Origin of the sequence: Streptomyces sp. NPDC090088 (genome assembly GCF_044747345.1) — a bacterium.
In the GTDB taxonomy this organism is placed as follows: domain Bacteria; phylum Actinomycetota; class Actinomycetes; order Streptomycetales; family Streptomycetaceae; genus Streptomyces.
Genome location: NZ_JBIVDZ010000001.1, coordinates 1,088,662 through 1,109,633 on the forward strand (window position 1 = coordinate 1,088,662; position 20,972 = coordinate 1,109,633).

The window sequence follows — 20,972 nt, forward strand, 5'->3', positions numbered from 1 at the left end:
CCCCGGCGGCTCGGCTCCGCGAACCTCGACGGTGCCGTGCGCCGGCGGACACCGGCGCACCTGAGCCGATCAACGTCCCGGGCGGGGCAGTCCGGCTCACCGCCGACGGCGGATCACGGTTGCGGGTCAGCGCCGGAATTGCACCGGCTTCCCCCCGTACGGGTGATGACGACCCGGCTACTTTACCGGCCGTCTACAAGAAACTGAGAGGGGGCTGTGCGCAGGACCGATTCGTTATGGTCATGCCATGACGGGGAGACTGCTCGGCTCGGGCCGCTCGGCCGACGTGTACGAGATCGACGAGGCGTGGGTGCTGCGCCGGGACCGGGAGGGCTGGGGGGACGCGGCGGCCGAGGGCGCGGTGATGACGTACGTACGGGAGCACGGGTACCCGGCGCCCCGGGTGCGGCCCTCCGGGTCCCGGACCGAGCTGGTCATGGAGCGGCTGGCGGGGCCGACCATGCTGGCGGTGCTGCTGTCGGGGGAGATGGGCGCGGAGGAGGGCGGCGCGCTGCTCGCCTCGCTGCTGCGGCGGCTGCACGCCGTGCCCGGGCGGGACCCGGCCGACCCCGGCGCCCGCGTGCTCCACCTCGACCTGCATCCCGACAACGTGATGCTCACCCCCGACGGTCCCCGGGTCATCGACTGGACCAACGCGGAGGACGGCCCGCCCGGCCTCGACTGGGCCATGTCCGCGGTGATCCTCGCCCAGGTCGCCGTCGGCGAGATGCCCGACGTCCACCCCCTCCTCGCGGCCCTCCTCGCCGACCCCTCCGAACTCACCGGGGCCGGCCTGACGGAGGCACTCCGACGGCGCGCCCTCAACCCGACGATGAGCCACCGGGAGGTCGAACTCCTGGGCGAGGCGGAGAAGTTGATACGGCGACTGACCGGGCTGTAGACCGGCGACCGGCCGGCTCGGTTCCGGGGCTGCCGCCGGACCGAGCTGCGGGACTGTCGCCCGGTCGGGCTGCGGGACTGTCGCCCGGTCGGGCTGCGGGACTGTCGCCCGGTCGAACTATGGGACCGTCGGCCGGTTTGGCTTCGGCCTCGTCGGTCGGGAGGGCGTGCTCGGCCGTCCGCCGTGCGCCGGGTGCTAGGCCGCCGTGGCGAACGGGGCGATGTGGGCGGTGAGGTGGCGGGCCATGCGGCGGAGGGCGTCCTCGCAGGCGGAGGGGGTGTCGGCGGTCGCGACCCAGAGGGCCAGCCGGTCGTCGGCGGTGGCGTGCCGGCCCTCGGTGACGTGGCTGCCGGTGTCCTGGGTGAGGATCATGCGGTCGGCACCGGGTTCCTGGGCCGCGTCGGGGGAGAGGTCCAGGTGGTCGAGGCGGCCGGTGGCGGCCGGGTAGGCGAACTGGATCGCGGCCGCCCGCTGCCGGGTGGGCGTGGTGTCCGGGACCTCGCCGGTGGCGAGCGCCGCGGCGGCCTGGGCGAGGTCGACACCGGTGGCCCGCCGGACGAGGAGCGGGATCAGGTCGCCCGGGAGGTACGGGGTGACGCCGGTGACCCGGGGGCCGCGGTCGGTGAGGGTCAGCCCGATGTGCAGGACACCCCGGGTGAGACCGAGGGCGTGCACGGTGCGGTCGACGGCCAGCCGCAGGAAACGGTTGTGCAGCAGGCCGTCGTGGGCGTGCACGAGATGCCGCAGCGGCTGCCGGGCGGGGGCCGGGCCCAGGGTCGTACGGGTGATGGCCGCGATGCGGATCTCGCCGTCCAGGACGACCGTCTCGGCCGAGACCCGGGGCGCGCCCGGACCGGCGCCCGGATCGTCGACCGGGACCGTGCGGTCCGCCAGCAGCGCGCGCAGCGCGGCCGGGTCGGCGCAGGCGGCGGCCGTGGCGGGGGAGAGGCCGGGCAGCCCCAACTGCCCGGCGATCCTGGCGGCGGCGACCGCGTACTCGCCCGAGTGGGTCAGCACGCCGCGGACCCGGTGCCGGGCCGCGAACCGCACCACCGCCGATGCCGTCGCCCCGTCCTTGCCGGGGTCCGCCGCGAGCTGACCGGCCAGGCACGGACGTGCCCAGTCGGGCGGCGCGGGGTCCACCAGCACCACCGGGCGGGCCGCGGCGACGCGCGTCAGGACGAACTCGTCGTACGCACGCCGACGACCGGCCCCGAGGAGCAGGACAGGCTGCGACATCGGTTCGCCTCACCTTCTGGGGAGGAGGCGGGGCGGCTGGTCGCCCCGGGTGCCGCTCCCCCATCGGCGGCACCCGGGGCGGGTCGGTTCGACCGTGGCCTGGTGAGGTGATCCTTTCCTGTCGGACCGTCATATGTCAACGATTGCTGCCCTGTTCCGCAGTGGTCCTTGTCATGTCTGGTGGCCGGGACCGAGGATTCGATAGCCTCGCGTCTGCTCGGCCGGGCAACCCGCCGACGCCGAACGGTCGTTGACATGTGTTCAGGGGGATCTTGGTGAGTGACGCCCATGCCCCGCTGACCGGCGTTCTGGAGCGGCTCGGGGAGCTGACCGGACGGCCCGGGCGGCTGTCCGAGGTGCTGGACGTCGCCGAACTGTCGTACCGCACCGGGATCCCCGTCGGAGCCGTCGCCGAACTGCTCGCCGGCCGGGCCGCGCCCGAGGCGGGGCTCGCCGAACGGGTGCGGCAGCGGCTGGACTTCATCCGGGAGAACCGGCGCCGGCCCGACGGCAAGCGGTACTCGCTGGGGGAGCTGGCGGCGATCGCCGGCACCAGCAGGCAGTGGCTGAGCGAATGGCGCAAGAGCGGCCTGCCGAGCCTCGAACACACCGACCGGCTACGGCGGTTCTTCGGCCTGCCGCCCGGCTTCTTCACCGCCGACGAACCCGAGGCGCTCCACGAGGCGCTCCAGCCGGTGCTCCAGTGGTACGAGGCACAGGCCGACCCGCTGTCCCGGCTGCGCGAGAGCGGACTGGGCCGGCTGGCCGCCCGTGCCCCGCAGATGAACGCCCGGCAGCTCGCCACCCTCGCCGACCTGGCCGAGATGATCATCACCTCCGAGGGCGCCGCCAACTGAGCCCGGAGCAGGCCGACTCACGACTTCGAGGACACCCCATGCCCTTAGGAACGACGCCGACCACCCGGGAGGACGACGACGCATGAGCCCGAGACGATCGCCCAAGCGGTTCCTCGACCGGCTCGTCCGGGACACCGCCCGCACGCTGGAACCGCCGACCGGACCCGAGGCGTTCCTGCACGCGCTGTGCGACACCCTCGGCCCGGCACTGGACCGCCCGGTCCGGCTCAGGTTCGTCGCCTTCCCGCCGGGACTCGACGTCTCCGGGATCACCCTCGCCACGGACGACGAGTACATCGTCGTCGTCGAGGAACGGGCCGCCGACGCCCACAAGTTCGTGATCGCCGGGCACGAGATCGGCCACATCCACTACGGCACGCTGGACGTCCACTACCCGGACGGCACGCCCGCCGCCGCCCGCCGGCTGCTCGCCCGGTCGAACGAGGACGTCCCCTGGGACCGGGTCGTCGCGCTGGCCACCCGCTCGCCCGCCGCCCCCGCCGCGCAGGCCGAGTGGGAGGCCGAGGAGTGCGGGCTGCGGCTGGCCGCCAAGTTCCGCAAGGTGGTCGGGCCGTACGCGGCGACCGGCCGCACCACCCAGGACACCCTGACCGACCGGCTGTCGTCCTCGCTGGGCAACATCGGCGGCCCGTGATGGGCGGTGGCCGGCACTGGGACATGGCGGGTTCCTTCGCCGCCTACGCGATCCCGGCCGTGCTGATGGCCGTGGCCTTCGTGATCAAACTGCCGCTGCTCAGACGCGCCTGGCAGGACCCGATCCTGCGGGCCACCGCCCTGCTGCTCGGCATCGGCGCGATCGTCTTCGCCTCGCTCCCGCCGGGCAACCTGCACCGCATCAACGAGCTCACCGGTGTGCCCAACTTCGCCGGTGTCTGGGTCTATTCGCTGCTGACCGCCTACTCCGGCGCCTGCCTCTGGCTGATCATCACCTGGCGCGAACCGCCGTCCGCCGCCCGGCGCCGCAGGACCCGCCTGGTGTGGGCCGCGTACGCCGTGACCATCGTCGGCCTCTGGGTGACCTTCGCCCTCGGCGACCACCACGTGGAACGGCTCCGCGACCTCGACACGTACTACGCCGACACCCCCTGGATGCGCGAGCACACGCTGCTCTACCTCCTCGCGCACATGGTGTCGGCCGTGGTCGCCGCGAGCATCCTGTGGGCCTGGTTCCAGGAGATCGCCGAGACCTGGCTGCGCCGGGCCGTGGTCTGCCTCCAGGTCGCCTACGCGCTCGGGTTCGTCTTCGACGTCGCCAAGACGGCCGCCGTCGCCGCCCGTTGGACGGGCCACGACTGGGACTACCTCTCCACGTACGTCGCCCCGCCGTTCGCCATCGCCGAGGCGTTCCTGGTCTCGGTCGGTTTCCTCGCCGGCCAGATAGGCCCGCTCTGCGAGGAACACCGGCGGCTGCGCCGCACCCACCGGCGACTGGAGCCGCTGTGGCGGGCGATGCTGACCGTCGGCGCGGCCCCCGCCCCGGCCACCGGCCGGGTCTCGGGCGCCGAACTCCGGCTGGAACTGCGCCGGGCGGCCATCAACGACGGCCTGCTCAGGCTCGCCCCCCGGCTCAGCGGGGAGCGGCGCGAGCGGATCCGGCGCCGGGCGACGGCCGAGGGGTACGACGGGTCCGCCGCGCGCGGGATCGCGGCGGCGGTCGACATCCTGGTGGCGGTGGACGCGTCGCGGGCCGTGGCCGACGGCCCGGCCACGGCCCACCCCGCCCAAGGCCACCCCGCCCAAGGCCACGCCGACGCCGACGACACCCCCACCGATGTCCCCGACAGCGAACTGGAGTCCGTGGCGCACGCGCTGCGGGTCCACGCACCGGTCATAGAAACGTTCCGCCGGCAGGCGGCCGCCACAGAAGGTCTCAGCACCCATGCCTGACATGCCCGACCGAGCCACCGCAGCGGGCCGTCGCACCGCGATCGTCATCGGCGGCAGCACCGCCGGACTGCTCACCGCCTCGGTCCTCGCCACCCGCTTCGACGAGGTCACGGTCGTCGAGGCCGACCGGCTGCCCGAGGGCCCCGAACACCGCAGGGGCCTGCCGCAGGCCCGGCACGCGCACCTCCTGTGGTCCGGCGGCGTGGCGGCCCTGGAGGACCTGCTCCCGGGCGTCACCGACGAGTTGGTCCGCCGGGGCGCCGGACTCGTCGACGTGATGAAGGACCTGGTGAGCAAGGCGCCGACGGGGCAGTGGTTCCGGCGGTTCACCGACTCGCGGCACAGCATGATCGTATGCAGCCGGGACCTCTTGGACGCGGTGGTCCGGGCGGAGGTGCTGGCCAGGCCGGGGGTGACACTGCGGGACGGCACCCGGGTGGCGGGGCTGGTGGGCGACCGGGACCGGGTGTCCGGCATACGTGTCTCCGGCACCGGCACCGACTCCGATGGCGGCGGTGAGGACGGTGCCGGCGGACGGGACGGCGTCCTGCTCGCCGATCTCGTCATCGACGCCAGCGGCCGCGGCTCCCGGACCCCCGAGTGGCTGACGGAACTGGGCCTGCCGCCGGTCACGGAGCGCGTCGTGGACGCAGGGGTGGCCTATGCCAGCCGCGTCTACGAGGCTCCGCCCGCCACCGCCGCCCTGCCCCGCTACCCCGTGGTCAACGTCCAGGCCGACCCGCGCAACGCCCCGGGCCGCGGCGGGGTCCTCCTCCCCATCGAGGGCGGCCGCTGGCTGGTCACCGTCTGCGGCACCCGCGGCGGCCAGCCGACCGCCGAACCCGCCGGGTTCGAGCACTTCGCGCTCACCGGCCTCAAGGACCCGATCATCGGCCGGCTGATCGCGAACGCCCGGCCGCTGACCGACCCGGTCACCACCCGCAGCACGGCCAACCGCCGCCGCTACTACGAGAACGTCCCCGTCTGGCCGGAGGGGTTCGCGGTGGTCGGTGACGCGGTCGCCGGCTACAACCCGGTCTACGGCCACGGCCTCTCGGTCGCCGCGCAGAGCGCGATCGCGGTCCGCGAGGTGCTCGGCCGGCAGGACGCGGGTGCGCTGGGCACCGCCCGCCGCATCCAGCGCGCGGTGGCCCGGCCGGTGGGCAACGCGTGGAATCTGGCGGTGGGGCAGGACGCGTACTACCCGGGGGCGGCACCGGAGCCGCCGACGGCGGTGGAACGCCTGCTAACGGCGTACGTCGACAAGGCGGTGGCGGCGGGCTCGGGCAACCCGCGCGCGCTGCACGGGCTGCTCGACGTGATGAGCCTGACGACACCGCCGACGCGGCTGTTCGCACCCGACATGCTGTGGAACATCTTCTTCGCCGGGCGCAAGGGGCCGTTGGGGGAGGTGCCGCTCTCGGTCGCGGAGCGCGAGGCGGCGGGGCTGGAGAGGTAACGGGGGCGGCACCTCACCCGGCCGCCCGCGGAGTCGGCCCGCCGAAGGGGAGGACCAGGGACCGGGAGGCCAGCAGCCACCTCCCTTCCTCCCTGCGGAACGTGTCCTCGTACTGGCCGATCTGGACGGGCGGCGCGGCCGGGACCATGCCGCCCTCGTACCCGTCGACCCGGTACGTCTGGAAGTACGAGGTGGCGGTCGCCGTGTCCGGCCCGGTGACCGTGACCAGGATGTTGGACATGATCCGGCGGGAGAGGCGCCCCGCCGGGCGGGAGCCGAAGTACGCGGCGAGCGCCGCCCGCCCTTCGGCCCGCCGTCCGTCGCCCGGCGGCGGCCACTCCCACCGGCCGTCCTCCGTGAACAGCTCGGCGACGGAGGAGGGTTCGCCGAGATCAAGGCGGTGGACGAAGTCGATGACGAGACGCTCGCAGGCGCGCTCGGCGAGCAGCCGCTCCAAGGGGTCCAGCCGCTCCAAGGGGTCCAGTCGTTCCGAAGGGTCCAGTCGTTCCGAAGGGTCCAGTCGTTCCGAAGGGTCCAGTCGTTCCGAAGGGTCCAGTCGTTCCGAAGGGTCCATGAGAGGCGTTTCTACACCGCCATGTACGTGACCGGTTCGGTCCCCGCCACCGGTTCCACCTGCCCCAGCTTCACCAGGCGGCGCAGGTGCGCCTCCGCCTCCGAGACGGCGATGTTCCGCGATCCGTAGGGGATCCGGTCCCAGGGCCGGTTCCACTCCATCCGCACCGCCAACTCCCAGGGCGTGAGCGGCTGTCGGAGCAGGGACAGCAGGTCGGCGAGGCGTTCCTCGTGGTGGGAGAGGAGTTCCCGGACCCGGCCCGGCGCGTCGGCGAAGGTGTGCTGGTGGGCCGGGAGGACCTCGGCGGGGGCGAGGCGGCCGATGCGTTCCAGGGAGTCGAGGTAGTCGCCGAGGGGGTCGGTGACGGTCGCGTCGTCGGGGTCCTCGTAGAGGCCGATGTGCGGGGTGATCTCGGGGAGGAGATGGTCACCGGAGAACAGGCGTCCGTGACCGGGGAGTTCGGCCGGGTGGGCCTCCTCCAGGTGCAGGCAGACATGGCCGGGCGTGTGCCCGGGCGTCCAGATCGCGCGCAGCCGGCGGCCGGGGAGGTCGAGCAGCTCGCCGGGGACGATCTCGCGGTCGGGCAGGGCGGGCGCCAGCCCCGCCGGAGTGCTCCGGCGGCGGGGTCCGCCCCGCAGCGGTGCCACGTGCTCCTCGGGCGCCCCGGCGGCCGTGAGCTTCGCCGCCATGTACGTGAACCAGCGTTCGGGCCGGGTCTCCCGCGCCCGCCGTACGATCGCCGCGTCGGCCGCGTGCATCGCGATCCAGGCCCCGGAGGCCTCCCGCACCCGCCCCGACAGCCCGTGGTGGTCGGGGTGGTGGTGGGTGATGACGACGCCGTGCACCTCGCCGGCCCCGACCTCGCACGCGTCCAGCCCCGCCGCCAGCACGTCCCAGGACCCGGGGTCGTCCCACCCGGTGTCGACCAGCACGGGTCCGCGGTCGGTGTCGACGACGTACACGAGGGTGTGGCCGAGGGGGTTGTCCGGGATGGGCACCTCGACGGAGCGCACACCTCCGCCGTGGTCGTTCACGGTCACCTCCGGCGCCACCGCGGCCGTCCCGCCCTCCCGGGCCTGTCCGTCCCGCTCGTCCCGCTCGCCCTGCCCGTCCTGACTGTTCGCCATCCCGCCGCCCTCCGCCCCCGCGCCGTCCCACGGCCTTCGCTCACTATAACCAGACCTGATTGAACGTCAGATGCAGAGAGGCGAAGGTCACTTGGGAACGGCGCGGGGCGCGGTCAGGAGCAGAGGTTGACGTGCCGGACGGCCAGGACGTGCCCCGCCGCGTCGATGAGGCGGCTGCGGGCGAGGTGTTTGCCGGTCACCGCGTTGGTGATCGCCGTGGCGATGGCGGTGGTCTGGGAGCCGACGTTGCCGCCCAGGTCGAACAGGACCATGTCGGCGCCGGAGCGCAGGGCCTGCACCGCGGCGGCGGGGACGCTGAACCCGGCTCCGGAGATCGCCTTGGCGCTGAGCGAGTCGGTGACCACCAGCCCCTTGAAGCCCAGCTTGCCGCGCAGCTCGGAGTTGATGGCGGTGGGCGACAGGCTCGCCGGGTTGGTGCCCAGGCCCGGCACGATGTTGTTGGCGATCATGATGGCCGGGGCGCCGGCCTTGATGGCCGCGGTGAACGGCGGGATCGCCACCTTCTGCAGGGTGGACCAGGGCAGGGTACGGGCCGGGCCGAAGTCGGAGTTGTAGGTGGAGCCGCCGAGACCCGGGAAGTGCTTGACGACGGGTATCACGCCCCCGTCGCGCATCCCGTTCATGTACGCGACACCGGCCTTGGAGACCACCGCGGTGTTACCGCTGAAGGACCGCCATCCGTCCGGGTTGGTCTTGCTGGGGGCCTCGTTGCGGCCGTCGACGTCGACCACCGGCGCGAGGTTCATGTTGACCTGGTTGGCCGCCATCCTGGTGGCGACCTTGGCGACGTTCTGCTGGATCTGCGCCGGGGTCCAGTGCGCGCCCATGTAGGCGGCCCAGGGCAGGTCCCCGACCAGGTTCGCCATCCGCTGGATGCCGCCGCCCTCCTCGTCGGTCATCACCAGCAGGCCCAGATGGCCGGGTACATGGGACTTCAGGGTGGTCAGCCGGGAGCCGAGGTCGGCCGGCGCCTTGCTGCCGAACAGCACCACCCCGCCCGCACCGGCGCTCACCTCGCTGGTGGCGTCGGCCACCGAGGTCTCCGACACCGGGACGGAGATGGTCAGCATGGCCAGCCGGCGGTTCGACCACCCGGCCAGCTTGCTGCTGTTGGTGCACGCGGCGGGGGTCGCGCCGGTGGCCGTGGCGGACGTGGTGGCCGGGGTGGCGGCGGCCGTCGCGGCGGGATCCGCCCTGAGGGACGACGGCACGGCGGACGAAGGCGCCGGGGACAGACCGGGGTCGCTGGAGTGCGGGGCGGCTGCCCCGGGGGTGCCCGTGCCGCAGCCCGCCAGGAGCATGGCCGCCATGACGGCGGCGGTGCTGACTCTGTGTGCGGTCGCGGCCCGGCGGGGGACGCGCGGAGCTGCGGTCGCGCTGCTGCGGTCACGGTACGACGGGACGATCATCGCCCGGCCTCCTTCCGGAAGGCGCGACGGTACCCGTCGCGCCGAGGGCCGTATGAGCATGGGATGGGCCTTACGAAGCGTGGGATGCGCTCCGGGCCGAAATTGTTCGAAGGTCCACGGTCGGCATGTCACCAGGATCGCGCGTCCCGGAGCCGACGGGAAACCAGACCGCCGCCGCCCTGACCGGCCCGCCCTTGGTCACCCTCCCGAAACCGCTGGTCAGAGCCGTTTGCCCGCCACCGGCAGGGCGCGCGCGGGACAGTGCCGCAGGGCCCGCCGGCCAGGGTCCCGCCGACGCGGCCCCGCCGACGCTCCAGGACACCGTCCGCTGCCGCCCGGGGGTCCTCTGCCGGGCCGTGGTCCCGGCGGCCGGCACCGCCGGAACTCGCCCTGAACGAGGATTAACGGCTCCCGGGGTCGGCCCGAGGCATTCCTCACCGGTACTGAAATCGCAGGTCAGGACCTATTCGTCCGCACCCCTGGCTTCCTTGAACTAGAACTGGTATCAGTTCTGAGACATCGTCAGGAAGGGTGGCGGGGCGCCATGACCGAGTTCCTGGAGTACGGGCAGCTGTTCATCGGCGGGGAGTTGACCGACCCCCGGGGCAAGGACGTCATCGAGGTGATCTCGCCGCATACCGAGGAGGTCTTCGGGCGGGTGCCGCACGCCTCTCGGGAGGACGTGGACCGGGCGGTGGCGGTGGCGCGCCGGGCCTTCGACGAGGGGCCCTGGCCTCGGATGACGCTCGACGAGCGGATCGAGGTCGTCACCCGGATCAAGGACGCGATCGCCGTGCGGCACGAGGAGATCGCCCGGGTGATCTCCTCGGAGAACGGCTCCCCGTACTCCTGGAGCGTCCTCGCCCAGGCGCTCGGCGCGATGATGGTGTGGGACGCGGCGATCAGGGTGGCGCGGGACTTCACCTACGAGGAGACGCGCGACGGAGTGCTCGGGAAAATCCTGGTGCGGCGGGAGCCGGTCGGGGTCGTGGCGGCCGTGGTGCCCTGGAACGTGCCCCAGTTCGTGGCCGCGGCCAAGCTCGCCCCGGCCCTGCTCACCGGCTGCACGGTGGTGCTGAAGCCGTCGCCGGAGTCACCGCTGGACGCGTACATCCTCGGCGAGATCACGAAGGAGGCCGGGCTGCCCGACGGGGTGCTGTCCATCCTTCCGGCGGACCGCGAGGTGAGCGAGTACCTGGTCGCCCACCCCGGTGTCGACAAGATCTCCTTCACCGGGTCCGTCGCGGCCGGCAAACGCGTGATGGAGGTCGCCTCGAAGAACCTCACCCGGGTGACCCTGGAACTCGGCGGCAAGTCGGCGGCCGTGGTGCTGCCGGACGCCGACGTGGCCACCGCGGTCGCCGGGATCGTGCCGGCGGCCTGGATGAACAACGGCCAGGCGTGCGTGGCGCAGACCCGGATCCTCCTCCCGCGCTCCCGCTACGACGAGTTCGCCGACGCCTTCGCCGCCGCGGCGGGCGCCCTCAAGGTCGGCGACCCGCTCGACCCGGCGACCCAGGTGGGCCCCCTCGTCGCCCGCCGCCAGCAGCAGCGGAACCTGGACTACATCCGGATCGGGCAGGAGGAGGGCGCGAAGATCCTCACCGGCGGCGGCCGTCCCGCCGGTCTGGACCAGGGCTGGTACGTCGAGCCCACCCTCTTCGGCGGCGTCGACAACTCCATGCGGATCGCCCGGGAGGAGATCTTCGGCCCGGTGATCTGCCTCCTCCCCTACGGCGACGAGTCCGAGGCCCTGAAGATCGCGAACGACTCGGACTACGGGCTGAGCGGCAGCGTCTGGACGGCGGACGTGGCGCACGGCATCGAGGTCGCCCGGCAGGTCCGCACGGGCACGTACTCCGTGAACACCTTCAGCCTCGACATGCTCGGCCCGTTCGGCGGTTACAAGAACTCCGGTCTGGGGCGCGAGTTCGGGCCGGAGGGGTACGGCGAGTTCCTCGAGCACAAGATGATCCACCTGCCCGCCGGCTGGGAGGGGTGAGGCGCCGCCATGGGTGACCGCTGGCACGTCGAGGTCGACCGGTCGATCTGCATCGGCTCGGCCCAGTGCGTCCACCGCGCCACCGGCTCCTTCCGCCTCGACTCCGCCATGCAGTCCCACCCCGTGGACCCGGAGACCGACGCCAACGGGAAGGTCCTCGACGCGGCCGAGAACTGCCCGGTGGAGGCGATCACGATCACCCTGCTGGGCAGCGGGGAGCCGGTGTTCCCGCCGGAGGAGTAGGCGGACCAGGGGGGCTAAAGGGTCTGCAGGGTCGCGAACAGGGCGTGGGCGCGGCTGCCGTCCGGCTGCTCCCACACCCCGCTGACCTGCCCGACCGCGCCGTCGGGCGGGGTCGACCCGGGGGTCAGTACCCGCCGCAGCCGCAGCACCAGGCCGGTGTCCGGCACGGCGAACTCGGTGCTCTCGTCGGTGTCGACGGGGGCGCCGAGACCGGCGACGGGGCCCTGGCCGGCGTAGGAGCGGACGACCTCACGGTCGGGGGTGTCGCTGACGCTCTGCGCCTGCGCCTGGACGCGCCCCTCGATCAGCGCGAGCAGCCCGGCGGTCAGCACCGGGTCGTGGCAGCCGTCGTAGGCCCAGCGGCTGCCGAGCACACCGTGCTCCATGGTGCCGACGAGCGCGTGCTCGGCGCCGGCGAGCGGGGCGCCGCGGTAGGTGAGCGGGACGAGATACGCCCCCGAGTCCTCGGTGACCACCATGAACTCGATCCCGACCGCGCCCTCCGGGTCGTCGAGCCGGAAGCCGCCGGCCTTCGTCAACTCCGGTGCGGCGGAGCCGCGGTACCAGGGGCGGGTGGGCAGCCAGCCGGCGAGGAGTTCGACCTTGGTGGGCTTGAGAGTGGTGTGGTGGATGAGTGCCATGGGGGAGATTCTGCGGTCCGGCGGGTCCGCCCCGCCAGGTACTTTCCCGCGGGCGGCGGTCCGCGCGGCCTGAGGTACGCTCCTGCGGTTCCGACGGGCCGAACAGGGTGGGAAACGTGCGCAAGTCCGAGGCCGAGGCGCTGATCAGGGAGGCCTACGAGGCCTGGGAGGCCGAGGAGTGGCTGACCGCCGCCGGGCTCTTCGAGCGGGTCCTCGCCCACTTCCCGGACGAGGAGCGCAGCGCGGTGTGGTGGTACGACGCCGCGCTCGCCCACAAGTTCCTGCGCGACTGGGCCAAGGCCTACGCCCTGGGCCGGGAGGCCGCCGCCAGGGCGCCGCGCGGGGAGGGCGATCCGGCGTTCTGGAACCTCGGCATCGCGGCCACCGTCCAGGGGGACTGGGCGACGGCCCGGGACGCCTGGAGCGGCTTCGGCATCCAACTCCCGCCGGGGGAGGGCGAGATCGACGGGCGGTTCGGGCAGGCCTGTGTCCGGCTGGACACCGGTGGCGAGCGCGAGGTCGTGTGGATCGACCGGCTGTGCCCGACGCGCGGGCGGGTGCGGAACGTGCCGGTCTCGGCCGGGCGGCGGTTCGGCGAGATCGTCGTGCACGACGGCGAGCCCAAGGGGCACCGGGTGGTCGACGGCCGTGAGTTTCCCGTCTTCGACGAACTGCTGCTCCTGCGCCCCTCCGAGTTGCCGACGCTGGAGGTGACGGTCGGCGCCGGCGAGGTCGCCGACCTGGAGGCGCTGATCGAGCTCTTCGTCGAGAACGACTTCGGCGCCGAGCCCGCGAGCGGCCTGCGGCTGCTCTGCGCCTGCTGCAGCGAGGGCACCCACGAACAGCTGCGCAAGGCCCACGCCGGCGCTCAGCGGGTGTCCCTGGCGGCCCCGGAGGCGGAGGCCCGGCTGCTGCTGGAGCGGTGGGCGGCGGAGACGGCCGTCGGGCGGAGCTGGAGCGGGCTGGAGGCGGTGGGTCAGGCGCCGGGAGGGGGCTGACCGGGACTGGGCGGCACCCATCAGAAAAAGTCCAGAAAATCCGCCATTGGGGTGTTGTCATCCGCTCTGCGCGTTCTATCCTGAAAGCAGCCTACGAGGCGAGTGAGGGAGTCCGAGCGGAGTAGCCGACTCTGGCGTGACGCAGATGCAGAAGCATCCGCCGGTGCCGACGTCGACGGTCGGGCTGAGAGGCCGGAAGGCAGCGGTAAGGCCGGACGGCGACCCCCATCACCTGATCCGGACCATGCCGGCGAAGGGAACCCGTCTCGTAGGTCTTTCCGTGCGCCTACGGCCGCTCGCCCGGCTCCGTCAGGTCGATCAGCCGGCAGACCGTCTCGATGTCTATCTTCACCTGGGCGATGGAGGCACGGCCCGAGAGCCAGGTGATCAGCGCCGAGTGCCAGGTGTGCTCGATGACGCGGACGGCGGAGAGCTGGGCCGGGGTGGGGTCGGTCAGGCCCATCGCGTCCAGGATGATCACCGTCGTCTGGCGGGAGACCTGGTCCACCTCGGGGGAGACGCTGCGGTCGGCGAAGGTGAGCGCCCGGACCATCGCGTCGGCCAGGTGCGGCTCCCGCTGCAGGGCGCGGAAGGCCCGCATCAGGGTCTCGGCGACCCGCTCGGAGGCCGTGTCGCCCGCCGGGGGCTTCTTGCGCAGGGTGCCGTGCATGTGCTCCAGCTGGTCCTGCATGGTCGCGACCAGCAGGTGCACCTTGGAGGGGAAGTAGCGGTAGAGCGTGCCCAGGGCCACCTGGGAGGACTCGGCCACCTCGCGCATCTGCACCGCGTCGAAACCGCCCCGGCTGGCCAGCTGGGCGCTCGCGTGCAGGATCCGGCGGCGCCGGGCCTCCTGCCGCTCGGTGAGCGGCGGGGTGGCCGATCTGGCGCCGGTGTCCACCTTGGCTTCCGCAGGCATGGGTCCCGTCCGTGACAGTCGGTGAGGGCAGCGTTGGGGCGAGTGATCAGACAGCATGGCAGGGGTTCGCGCCGTGGCGCGAATCACCTGATCCACTGCTCACTCCGCCCCTACCTGCCGGTAGATTCAGAGCCTCTTGAACGATCAAGTCTGAAACTTGTTCTAGATTAGCGTCCCGGCGTAATCTCGCGGGAAAGAGCAGGGAGAAGGGGGCCCGGAGTGACCGCTGAGGCCAGGCGGGCGGGTACCAAGGAGGAACCCGCCGCCGACGGCGAGCGACCGCTCGACATCGCGCTCCTCACCTATAAAGGGAACCCGTTCTGCGGCGGCCAGGGCGTCTACGTACGGCACCTGTCACGCGAGCTGGCCCGCCTCGGCCACCGGGTCGAGGTCATCGGCTCACAGCCGTACCCGGTCCTCGACGAGGGATACCCCGCACTCACCCTCACCGAGCTGCCCAGCCTCGACCTGTACCGCTCCCCGGACCCCTTCCGGACCCCGAAGCGCGACGAGTACCGGGACTGGATCGACGCCCTCGAAGTGGCGACCATGTGGACCGGCGGCTTCCCGGAACCGCTGACCTTCTCCCTGCGCGCCCGCCGCCATCTGCGCGCCCGCGCCGGGGAGTTCGACGTCATCCACGACAACCAGACCCTCGGGTACGGCCTGTTGGGCGACGTCGGCGCACCCCTCGTCACCACCATCCACCACCCCATCACCGTCGACCGGCGGTTGGAGCTGGACGCGGCCGAGGGCTGGCAGCGGCGGTACTCCGTACGGCGCTGGTACGCCTTCACCCGGATGCAGAAGCGGGTCGCCCGCCGGCTGCCCTCCGTGCTCACCGTCTCCGGCACCTCCCGCCAGGAGATCGTCGACCACCTCGGCGTCCGCGAGGACCGTATCCACGTCGTCCACATCGGCGCCGACACCGATCTCTTCGCGCCGAATCCCGCCGTGCCCCAGGTGCCCGGCCGGATCGTCACCACCTCCAGCGCGGACGTGCCCCTGAAGGGGCTGGTCTTCCTCGTCGAGGCGCTCGCCAAGGTACGGACCGAGCACCCCGCCGCCCACCTCGTCGTCGTCGGCAAGCGGCCCACCGAGGGACCCGTCGCCCAGGCGATGGAGCGCTACGGCCTCGCCGGCGCCGTCGAGTTCGTGAAGGGCATCTCGGACGCCGAACTCGTCGACCTGGTCCGGTCGGCCGAGGTCGCCTGCGTGCCGTCGCTCTACGAGGGCTTCTCGCTGCCCGCTGCCGAGGCCATGGCGACCGGCACCCCGCTGGTCGCCACGACCGGCGGCGCGATCCCCGAGGTCGCCGGCCGGGACGGGGAGACCTGCCTGGCCGTACCGCCGGGCGACGCGGGCGCGCTGGCCGCCGGGCTCGGCCGGCTGCTGGGCGACCCCGGGCTGCGGGCCCGGCTCGGCCGTGCGGGCCGTGAGCGGGTGCTGCGGCACTTCACCTGGGCCCGCGCCGCCGAGGGCACGGTGGCCCGCTACCGCGAGGCGATCGCCGACCGTACCGGGGAGCGGTCCGCGCCCACGACTCCGGGCCGCCCCGCGGCCACCCCCCTCGTAGACGTCGCTTCCACTCCCGAAAGCAGGGCCACGTGCTGACCGTCGACTTCTCCCGGTTCCCGCTCGCCCCGGGCGACCGAGTCCTGGACCTCGGCTGCGGAGCCGGCCGCCACGCCTTCGAGTGTTACCGGCGCGGCGCCCAGGTCGTGGCCCTCGACCAGAACGCCGAGGAGATCCGCGAGGTCGCCAAGTGGTTCGCGGCGATGAAGGAGGCCGGCGAGGCCCCGGCGGGCGCCACCGCCACCGCCATGGAGGGCGACGCCCTCGCCCTGCCGTTCCCCGACGAGTCCTTCGACGTCGTCATCATCTCCGAGGTGATGGAGCACATCCCCGACGACAAGGGCGTGCTCGCCGAGATGGTGCGGGTGCTCAGGCCCGGCGGGCGGATAGCGGTCACCGTGCCGCGCTACGGCCCCGAGAAGGTCTGCTGGGCGCTCTCCGACGCCTACCACGAGGTCGAGGGCGGCCACATCCGCATCTACAAGGCCGACGAACTGGTCGGGAAGATCAAGGAAGCCGGTCTGCGGCCGTACGGCTCCCACCACGCGCACGCCCTGCACTCGCCGTACTGGTGGCTGAAGTGCGCGTTCGGCGTCGACAACGACAAGGCGCTGCCGGTCCGCGCGTACCACAAGCTGCTGGTCTGGGACATCATGAAGAAGCCGCTGGCCACGCGGGTCGCCGAGCAGGCACTGAACCCGGTGATGGGCAAGAGCTTCGTCGTCTACGCGACCAAGCCGCACCTGCCCCCCGTGTCGGAGAAGGCCGGGAACGCCGAGGTGGCCGCCAAGTGACCACCCCCCGGACAGAACACCTCGTCCTGCCCGGGGTCCTCACCGCCGAGCAGGCCGCCGCGACCGTCCGCGGCATCCTCGCCGTGCAGCGGGAGGACGGCGCGATCCCGTGGTTCCGGGGGCACCACCTGGACCCCTGGGACCACACCGAGGCCGCGATGGCCCTTGACGCGGCAGGGGAGCACGAGGCCGCCGAGCGGGCGTACGGCTGGCTGGCCCGGCACCAGAACGAGGACGGCTCCTGGTACGCGGCCTACGCCGACGGCGCCCACGACGACGTCACCGACCGGGCCCGCGAGTCCAACTTCGTCGCCTACATAGCCGTCGGCGTCTGGCACCACTACCTCTCCACCGGCGACGACACCTTCCTCGACCGGATGTGGCCCGCCGTCTACGCGGCCGTCGAGTGGGTGCTGCGGCTGCAGCAGCCGGGCGGCGAGATCGGCTGGCGCCGGGACGACGACGGCACGCCCGCCGACGACGCGCTGCTGACCGGGAGTTCGTCGGTCCACCACGCGTTGCGCTGTGCGCTCGCCATCGCCGAGCAGCGCGAAGAGGCGCAGCCGGACTGGGAGTTGGCGGTGGGCGCGCTGCGGCACGCGATCCGGCTCCACCCGGAGCGGTTCCTGGACAAGGACCGGTACTCGATGGACTGGTACTACCCGGTGCTGGGCGGGGCGTTGACCGGTGCGGAGGCCAAGTCCCGTATCGAGAAGGACTGGGAGCGGTTCGTCGTACCCGGGTTCGGGGTGCGGTGTGTCGTACCCAATCCGTGGGTGACGGGCGGGGAGTCGGCGGAGCTGGCGCTGGCGCTGTGGGCGGTCGGGGAGTCCGACCGGGCGCTGGAGATCCTTCAGTCGATCCAGCATCTGCGGGACGCGGAGTCGGGGCTGTACTGGACGGGGTACGTGTTCGAGGACGACGCGGTGTGGCCGCGCGAGCTGACCACGTGGACGGCGGGGTCGCTGTTGCTGGCGGTCGCGGCGCTGGGTGGGCATGACGCGACGTGTGCGGTGTTCGGGGGCGAGGAGCTTCCGGGCGGGCTTGAGGTGGATTGCTGCGCCTAGCGGGGTGGGGGGTTCTGTGGTAGCGCGGGTGCGGGTGTGTTGTGGCTGGTCGCGCAGTTCCCCGCGCCCCTTCGGGGGCGCCTCACCGACCGGTGATTTTCAGTGGCGGTGCATTCGGTTGGCGATGGCGTGGCCGATGAACAGGTAGACCACTGCCGCGAGGCCGTAGCCGGCGACTACGCGGGCCCAGGCCTTGTCGAAGGTGAAGAGGTCGCGCGACCAGCCGGCGAGCCAGTCGGCCGCGTTGTGGACGAACTGGACCAGGCTGTTCGCCCGGTTCGCGTCCAGCAGGTACATCAGGATCCAGAGGCCCAGGATGAGGGCCATGACGTCGGCGACGACCGCGACGACCCTACCGGCCTGATTGGCACCGCGTTCAGAGGACATACCCTGCGGCTTGCCGCTGAACGGTCCTTGAAACCTTGACGGTGTTCCCCCGAGTGGCGAGGTGCCGCCATCTGGGTGAGGCTGCCGGAGGAAGTACCCGCTCGGGGAGGACACCGAGACACACGGGAGGACCCCGTGCCCGTACCGATACGGCGCCTCGTCGTCGCACTGACCCTCTGCTGTGCCCTGGTCGCCGGCGTCACCGCCTGCGCCGGCGGCACCCGGAGCAAGTCCATCGACAATGCCGCGGCGGCGGCCGCCGTGGCCGACACGCCCAGTCCGAGTACGTCCGCGGAGAAACAGAAGTTCGCCAAGACGCGGTTCGTCGCGAACGCGTCCCTCGCGGCCGGCGCGACCTACCAGTGGATCGTGAAGCCCTGGAAGGCCGGCAAGTTCAAGAAGGGCGCCCACGGCCGCACCTTCGCGCTGATCAAGGCCGGTGCCGCGGGCGCCTTCGCCTACAACCGGCTCAAGGCGGCCAAGAAGAACGCCCAGGGCGATCCGCTGCTGGCCAAGGCGATCGCACCGCTGTCCGCCGGCATCGACGCCCTGAAGGACCTGCCGTCCAAGCTCCGCAAGGGCGACGGGAACGCGGCGAGTTCCTTCGACGACATCATCAACCAGGTCAAGGAGGCCGGGCAGAGCGCCGGCGCCACGGTCACCAACCAGGTGCCCAAGGCATCCCAACTCACCCACTGACAAAGGCGGTTCGGCGCCGGTGTGTCGTTCGCCCCGTGTTCGGCCGAAGACCCCGGCGCCGCTTCCCCCGCCGCGAGGGCCGGCGCTCCCGCCGGCCCTCGCGGGCCCGTTCTCGCCGCTGCTCGCGACTACGAGTTCAGCTCGGCCAGCACCCGCAGCGTGTGCGGATCAGGTGCCAGCGCCAGCAGGTCGGTGACCGGGCCCTTGCGCCACAGCTCCAGCCGTTCGGCGATCCGTTCGCGCGGCCCGACCAGCGAGATCTCGTCGGCGAACGCGTCCGGCACCGCCAGTACGGCCTCCTCCCGCCGCCCGGCGAGGAACAGTTCCTGGATCCGCCGCGCCTGTGCCTCGTACCCCATGCGCGCCATCAGGTCGGCGTGGAAGTTGCGGGCCGCGTGCCCCATCCCGCCGATGTAGAAGCCGAGCATGGCCTTCACGGGCAGCAGCCCGGCGGCCACGTCGTCGCAGACCTTGACCTGGGCCATCGGCGCGACCAGGAACCCCTCGGGCAGCTCGGCGACCGCCGGGCCGTACACCTCGGGCCGGCTCGGCGCCCAGTACAGCGGCAGCCAGCCGTCGGCGATCCGGACCGTCTGCGCCACGTTCTTCGGCCCCTCGGCGCCCAGCAGGACCGGCAGGTCGGCGCGGAGCGGATGGGTGATCGGCTTCAGCGGCTTGCCGAGACCGGTGCCGTCCGGCCCCCGGTAGGGGTGCGAGTGGAAGCGCCCGTCCGACTCGACCGGCCCCTCCCGCCGCAGCACCTGCCGTACGACGTCGACGTACTCCCGGGTCGCGGTCAGCGGCGACTTCGGGAACGGGCGGCCGTACCAGCCCTCCACCACCTGCGGCCCGGACAGCCCGAGCCCCAGCATCACCCGGCCCCCCGACAGATGGTCCAGGGTCAGCGCGTGCATCGCGGTGGTGGTCGGCGAGCGGGCCGCCATCTGGGCGACGGCCGTACCCAGCCGGATGGTCGACGTCTGCGCGGCGATCCAGGTCAGCGGGGTGAAGGCGTCGGAGCCCCAGGACTCCGCCGTCCACACCGAGTGGTACCCGAGCCGCTCGGCCTCCTTCGCCAGCGGCACATGGTCCGCGGAGGGCCCGCGCCCCCAGTAGCCGAGTGCCAACCCGAGCCGCATGCCAGCCTCCTGACGGTAGATCAGGCCGAAGTCCGGACGGACTGTACGACAACGGCCCCTCACCCGGAAGGGCAAGGGGCCGTAGTCGGTCTTCCGGCGGTCGGCTCAGCCGCGCTGGATCCCGGAGGTGTCCTGCAGCACGCCACGGCGGCCGTCCTGCGTCTGGGCCACCAGGGCGCCGCCTCGCTGCTCGACCGCCAAGTACCAGGTGCCGGGCGCCAGTTCGGCGATCGGCGCGGTCGAGCCGTCCTCCGCGAACAGCGGCCGCGCCACCGGGACGGCGAACCAGAACGGCGAGAACTCGGGGGCCGGCGGCTGCTGCGCGGCGGCCGGGGGCTGCTGCTGGCCGAAGGGCTGGCCGGGCTGCGGCTGGGCGCCGTACGGCTGGCCGGGCTGCGGGGCGGCGGCACCCGGGTAGCCGTAGCCGCCGGGGGGCTGGGCGCCGTAGGGCTGCGGGGCCTGCGGCTTGGGGGCCGGGACCAGGGCCGCCTGGAGCGCCGGGACCAGCGGGGTGGCGATCGCGGCGGCGGCCAGGAGCAGCGCGGCGATCAGGCCGAGGATCAGACCGGAGCCGGCGCCGATGCTGACGCCGGCGACGCTGTCGCTGAACGGGCCCAGCGGATCGATCGTCGACCAGAACGCGGTCCACAGCGAGAACACGGCGAGGCCGACGCCGATCTGGCCCAGATCGAGCCCGACGAACTTGAGCGGCTGCGGTAGCGCGCGGGCGAGGACGATCAGGACCGCGCCGGCGATGCCGCCGACGTACATGCTCATCACCAGGCCGAGGTTGTCCCAGGCGTTCGGGTTACCGTTGCCGGCCGTGTCGAACGTGTCGAGGAACGACGCGATGAACAGCAACACCGCTGCTCCGATCACCACGCCGTCGCCTCTAGTGAGGGAGCGGATATTCACTTCAGGTCCTTCGTAGGTCGTCTCGTCGGCGGAGGAGGCGTCGCGGGGTGTGCCCCACATCCTAGGAATCGATTGCGGAAATCGTAGGAATCTCAGGAAGG

Annotated in this window: 21 protein-coding genes and 1 riboswitch; of the genes, 12 read left to right on the top strand and 9 right to left on the bottom strand. The window is 72.8% G+C overall.

Annotated elements, in window-relative coordinates:
- Nucleotides 1-62: 62 nt before the first annotated feature.
- A riboswitch (cobalamin riboswitch) is annotated at nt 63-192 on the bottom strand.
- A gap of 55 nt (nt 193-247) precedes the next feature.
- Complete coding sequence (locus ACIPSJ_RS04845; protein WP_401343421.1) at nt 248-901, top strand: phosphotransferase family protein; 654 nt, start codon at nt 248-250, stop codon at nt 899-901.
- 195 nt (nt 902-1,096) lie between these two features.
- Here the strand turns inward: ACIPSJ_RS04845 and ACIPSJ_RS04850 are convergent, their stop codons facing one another.
- Complete coding sequence (locus tag ACIPSJ_RS04850; RefSeq protein ID WP_401343424.1) at nt 1,097-2,140, bottom strand: hypothetical protein; 1,044 nt, start codon at nt 2,138-2,140, stop codon at nt 1,097-1,099.
- Nucleotides 2,141-2,415: 275 nt separating this feature from the next.
- Here ACIPSJ_RS04850 and ACIPSJ_RS04855 point away from each other — a divergent pair, with 275 nt between their 5' ends.
- From ACIPSJ_RS04855 to ACIPSJ_RS04870, 4 genes are all read left to right on the top strand, one after another.
- A complete protein-coding gene (locus ACIPSJ_RS04855; RefSeq protein ID WP_355712973.1) occupies nt 2,416-2,997 on the top strand; it encodes an XRE family transcriptional regulator in 582 nt (193 codons plus the stop codon).
- Between the two features lie 82 nt (nt 2,998-3,079).
- Nucleotides 3,080-3,652 carry a hypothetical protein gene (locus ACIPSJ_RS04860; protein ID WP_401343427.1) on the top strand — a complete coding sequence of 191 codons (573 nt, stop codon included), beginning with the start codon at nt 3,080-3,082 and terminating at the stop codon, nt 3,650-3,652.
- Nucleotides 3,653-3,675: 23 nt separating this feature from the next.
- Entirely contained in the window at nt 3,676-4,905 is a 1,230-nt protein-coding gene (locus ACIPSJ_RS04865) for an MAB_1171c family putative transporter (protein ID WP_401343429.1), read from the top strand.
- Nucleotides 4,898-6,364: an FAD-dependent oxidoreductase gene (locus ACIPSJ_RS04870; RefSeq protein ID WP_401343432.1), complete on the top strand. Its 1,467-nt coding sequence runs from the start codon at nt 4,898-4,900 to the stop codon at nt 6,362-6,364. The genes ACIPSJ_RS04865 and ACIPSJ_RS04870 overlap by 8 nt, the downstream gene beginning before the upstream one ends.
- Nucleotides 6,365-6,377: 13 nt before the next feature.
- On the opposite strand, the gene ACIPSJ_RS04875 is transcribed toward ACIPSJ_RS04870, so the two are convergent.
- The 3 genes from ACIPSJ_RS04875 to ACIPSJ_RS04885 form a co-directional block, all read right to left on the bottom strand.
- A complete protein-coding gene (locus ACIPSJ_RS04875) occupies nt 6,378-6,830 on the bottom strand; it encodes a nuclear transport factor 2 family protein (RefSeq protein ID WP_401344572.1) in 453 nt (150 codons plus the stop codon).
- Nucleotides 6,831-6,949: 119 nt separating this feature from the next.
- Nucleotides 6,950-8,065, bottom strand: a complete 1,116-nt coding sequence (locus ACIPSJ_RS04880) for an MBL fold metallo-hydrolase (protein ID WP_401343434.1) — start codon at nt 8,063-8,065, stop codon at nt 6,950-6,952.
- 113 nt (nt 8,066-8,178) lie between these two features.
- Nucleotides 8,179-9,495: a glycoside hydrolase family 3 N-terminal domain-containing protein gene (locus ACIPSJ_RS04885; protein ID WP_401343436.1), complete on the bottom strand. Its 1,317-nt coding sequence runs from the start codon at nt 9,493-9,495 to the stop codon at nt 8,179-8,181.
- Nucleotides 9,496-10,039: 544 nt separating this feature from the next.
- On the opposite strand from ACIPSJ_RS04885, the gene ACIPSJ_RS04890 reads away from it, so the two are divergent.
- Both ACIPSJ_RS04890 and ACIPSJ_RS04895 read left to right on the top strand, forming a co-directional pair.
- Nucleotides 10,040-11,497: an aldehyde dehydrogenase gene (locus ACIPSJ_RS04890; protein ID WP_401343439.1), complete on the top strand. Its 1,458-nt coding sequence runs from the start codon at nt 10,040-10,042 to the stop codon at nt 11,495-11,497.
- A gap of 9 nt (nt 11,498-11,506) precedes the next feature.
- Nucleotides 11,507-11,740, top strand: coding sequence for a ferredoxin (locus ACIPSJ_RS04895; RefSeq protein ID WP_359208167.1), 234 nt, complete (start codon nt 11,507-11,509; stop codon nt 11,738-11,740).
- Nucleotides 11,741-11,754: 14 nt separating this feature from the next.
- Here the strand turns inward: ACIPSJ_RS04895 and ACIPSJ_RS04900 are convergent, their stop codons facing one another.
- On the bottom strand, nt 11,755-12,381 hold the full coding sequence (locus ACIPSJ_RS04900) for a 1,4-alpha-glucan branching protein (RefSeq protein WP_401343442.1): 627 nt from the start codon (nt 12,379-12,381) through the stop codon (nt 11,755-11,757).
- Nucleotides 12,382-12,497: 116 nt separating this feature from the next.
- Between ACIPSJ_RS04900 and ACIPSJ_RS04905 the strand changes: the two genes are divergently transcribed.
- Complete coding sequence (locus ACIPSJ_RS04905; RefSeq protein ID WP_401343445.1) at nt 12,498-13,379, top strand: tetratricopeptide repeat protein; 882 nt, start codon at nt 12,498-12,500, stop codon at nt 13,377-13,379.
- Between the two features lie 286 nt (nt 13,380-13,665).
- On the opposite strand, the gene ACIPSJ_RS04910 is transcribed toward ACIPSJ_RS04905, so the two are convergent.
- Nucleotides 13,666-14,295 carry a TetR family transcriptional regulator gene (locus ACIPSJ_RS04910; RefSeq protein WP_359208160.1) on the bottom strand — a complete coding sequence of 210 codons (630 nt, stop codon included), beginning with the start codon at nt 14,293-14,295 and terminating at the stop codon, nt 13,666-13,668.
- 219 nt (nt 14,296-14,514) lie between these two features.
- On the opposite strand from ACIPSJ_RS04910, the gene ACIPSJ_RS04915 reads away from it, so the two are divergent.
- Genes ACIPSJ_RS04915 through ACIPSJ_RS04925 form a run of 3 tightly spaced genes read left to right on the top strand, consistent with a single transcriptional unit; the run spans nt 14,515 to nt 17,731 of the window.
- A complete protein-coding gene (locus ACIPSJ_RS04915) occupies nt 14,515-15,909 on the top strand; it encodes a glycosyltransferase family 4 protein (RefSeq protein WP_359208157.1) in 1,395 nt (464 codons plus the stop codon).
- Nucleotides 15,903-16,664 carry a class I SAM-dependent methyltransferase gene (locus ACIPSJ_RS04920; protein WP_359208155.1) on the top strand — a complete coding sequence of 254 codons (762 nt, stop codon included), beginning with the start codon at nt 15,903-15,905 and terminating at the stop codon, nt 16,662-16,664. Before ACIPSJ_RS04915 ends, ACIPSJ_RS04920 begins: the two co-directional genes overlap by 7 nt.
- A complete protein-coding gene (locus ACIPSJ_RS04925; protein WP_401343449.1) occupies nt 16,661-17,731 on the top strand; it encodes a prenyltransferase in 1,071 nt (356 codons plus the stop codon). Before ACIPSJ_RS04920 ends, ACIPSJ_RS04925 begins: the two co-directional genes overlap by 4 nt.
- A gap of 99 nt (nt 17,732-17,830) precedes the next feature.
- Here ACIPSJ_RS04925 and ACIPSJ_RS04930 read toward each other — a convergent pair whose 3' ends face one another.
- Nucleotides 17,831-18,118 carry a hypothetical protein gene (locus ACIPSJ_RS04930; protein ID WP_401343452.1) on the bottom strand — a complete coding sequence of 96 codons (288 nt, stop codon included), beginning with the start codon at nt 18,116-18,118 and terminating at the stop codon, nt 17,831-17,833.
- 135 nt (nt 18,119-18,253) lie between these two features.
- Between ACIPSJ_RS04930 and ACIPSJ_RS04935 the strand changes: the two genes are divergently transcribed.
- A complete protein-coding gene (locus tag ACIPSJ_RS04935; RefSeq protein ID WP_401343455.1) occupies nt 18,254-18,817 on the top strand; it encodes a hypothetical protein in 564 nt (187 codons plus the stop codon).
- 128 nt (nt 18,818-18,945) lie between these two features.
- Here the strand turns inward: ACIPSJ_RS04935 and ACIPSJ_RS04940 are convergent, their stop codons facing one another.
- A complete protein-coding gene (locus ACIPSJ_RS04940; RefSeq protein ID WP_359208143.1) occupies nt 18,946-19,956 on the bottom strand; it encodes an LLM class F420-dependent oxidoreductase in 1,011 nt (336 codons plus the stop codon).
- Between the two features lie 105 nt (nt 19,957-20,061).
- The gene (locus tag ACIPSJ_RS04945) at nt 20,062-20,871 is read right to left on the bottom strand and encodes a hypothetical protein (protein ID WP_359208140.1); all 810 of its coding nucleotides are present in this window, start codon (nt 20,869-20,871) and stop codon (nt 20,062-20,064) included.
- Between the last annotated feature and the right edge of the window lie 101 nt (nt 20,872-20,972).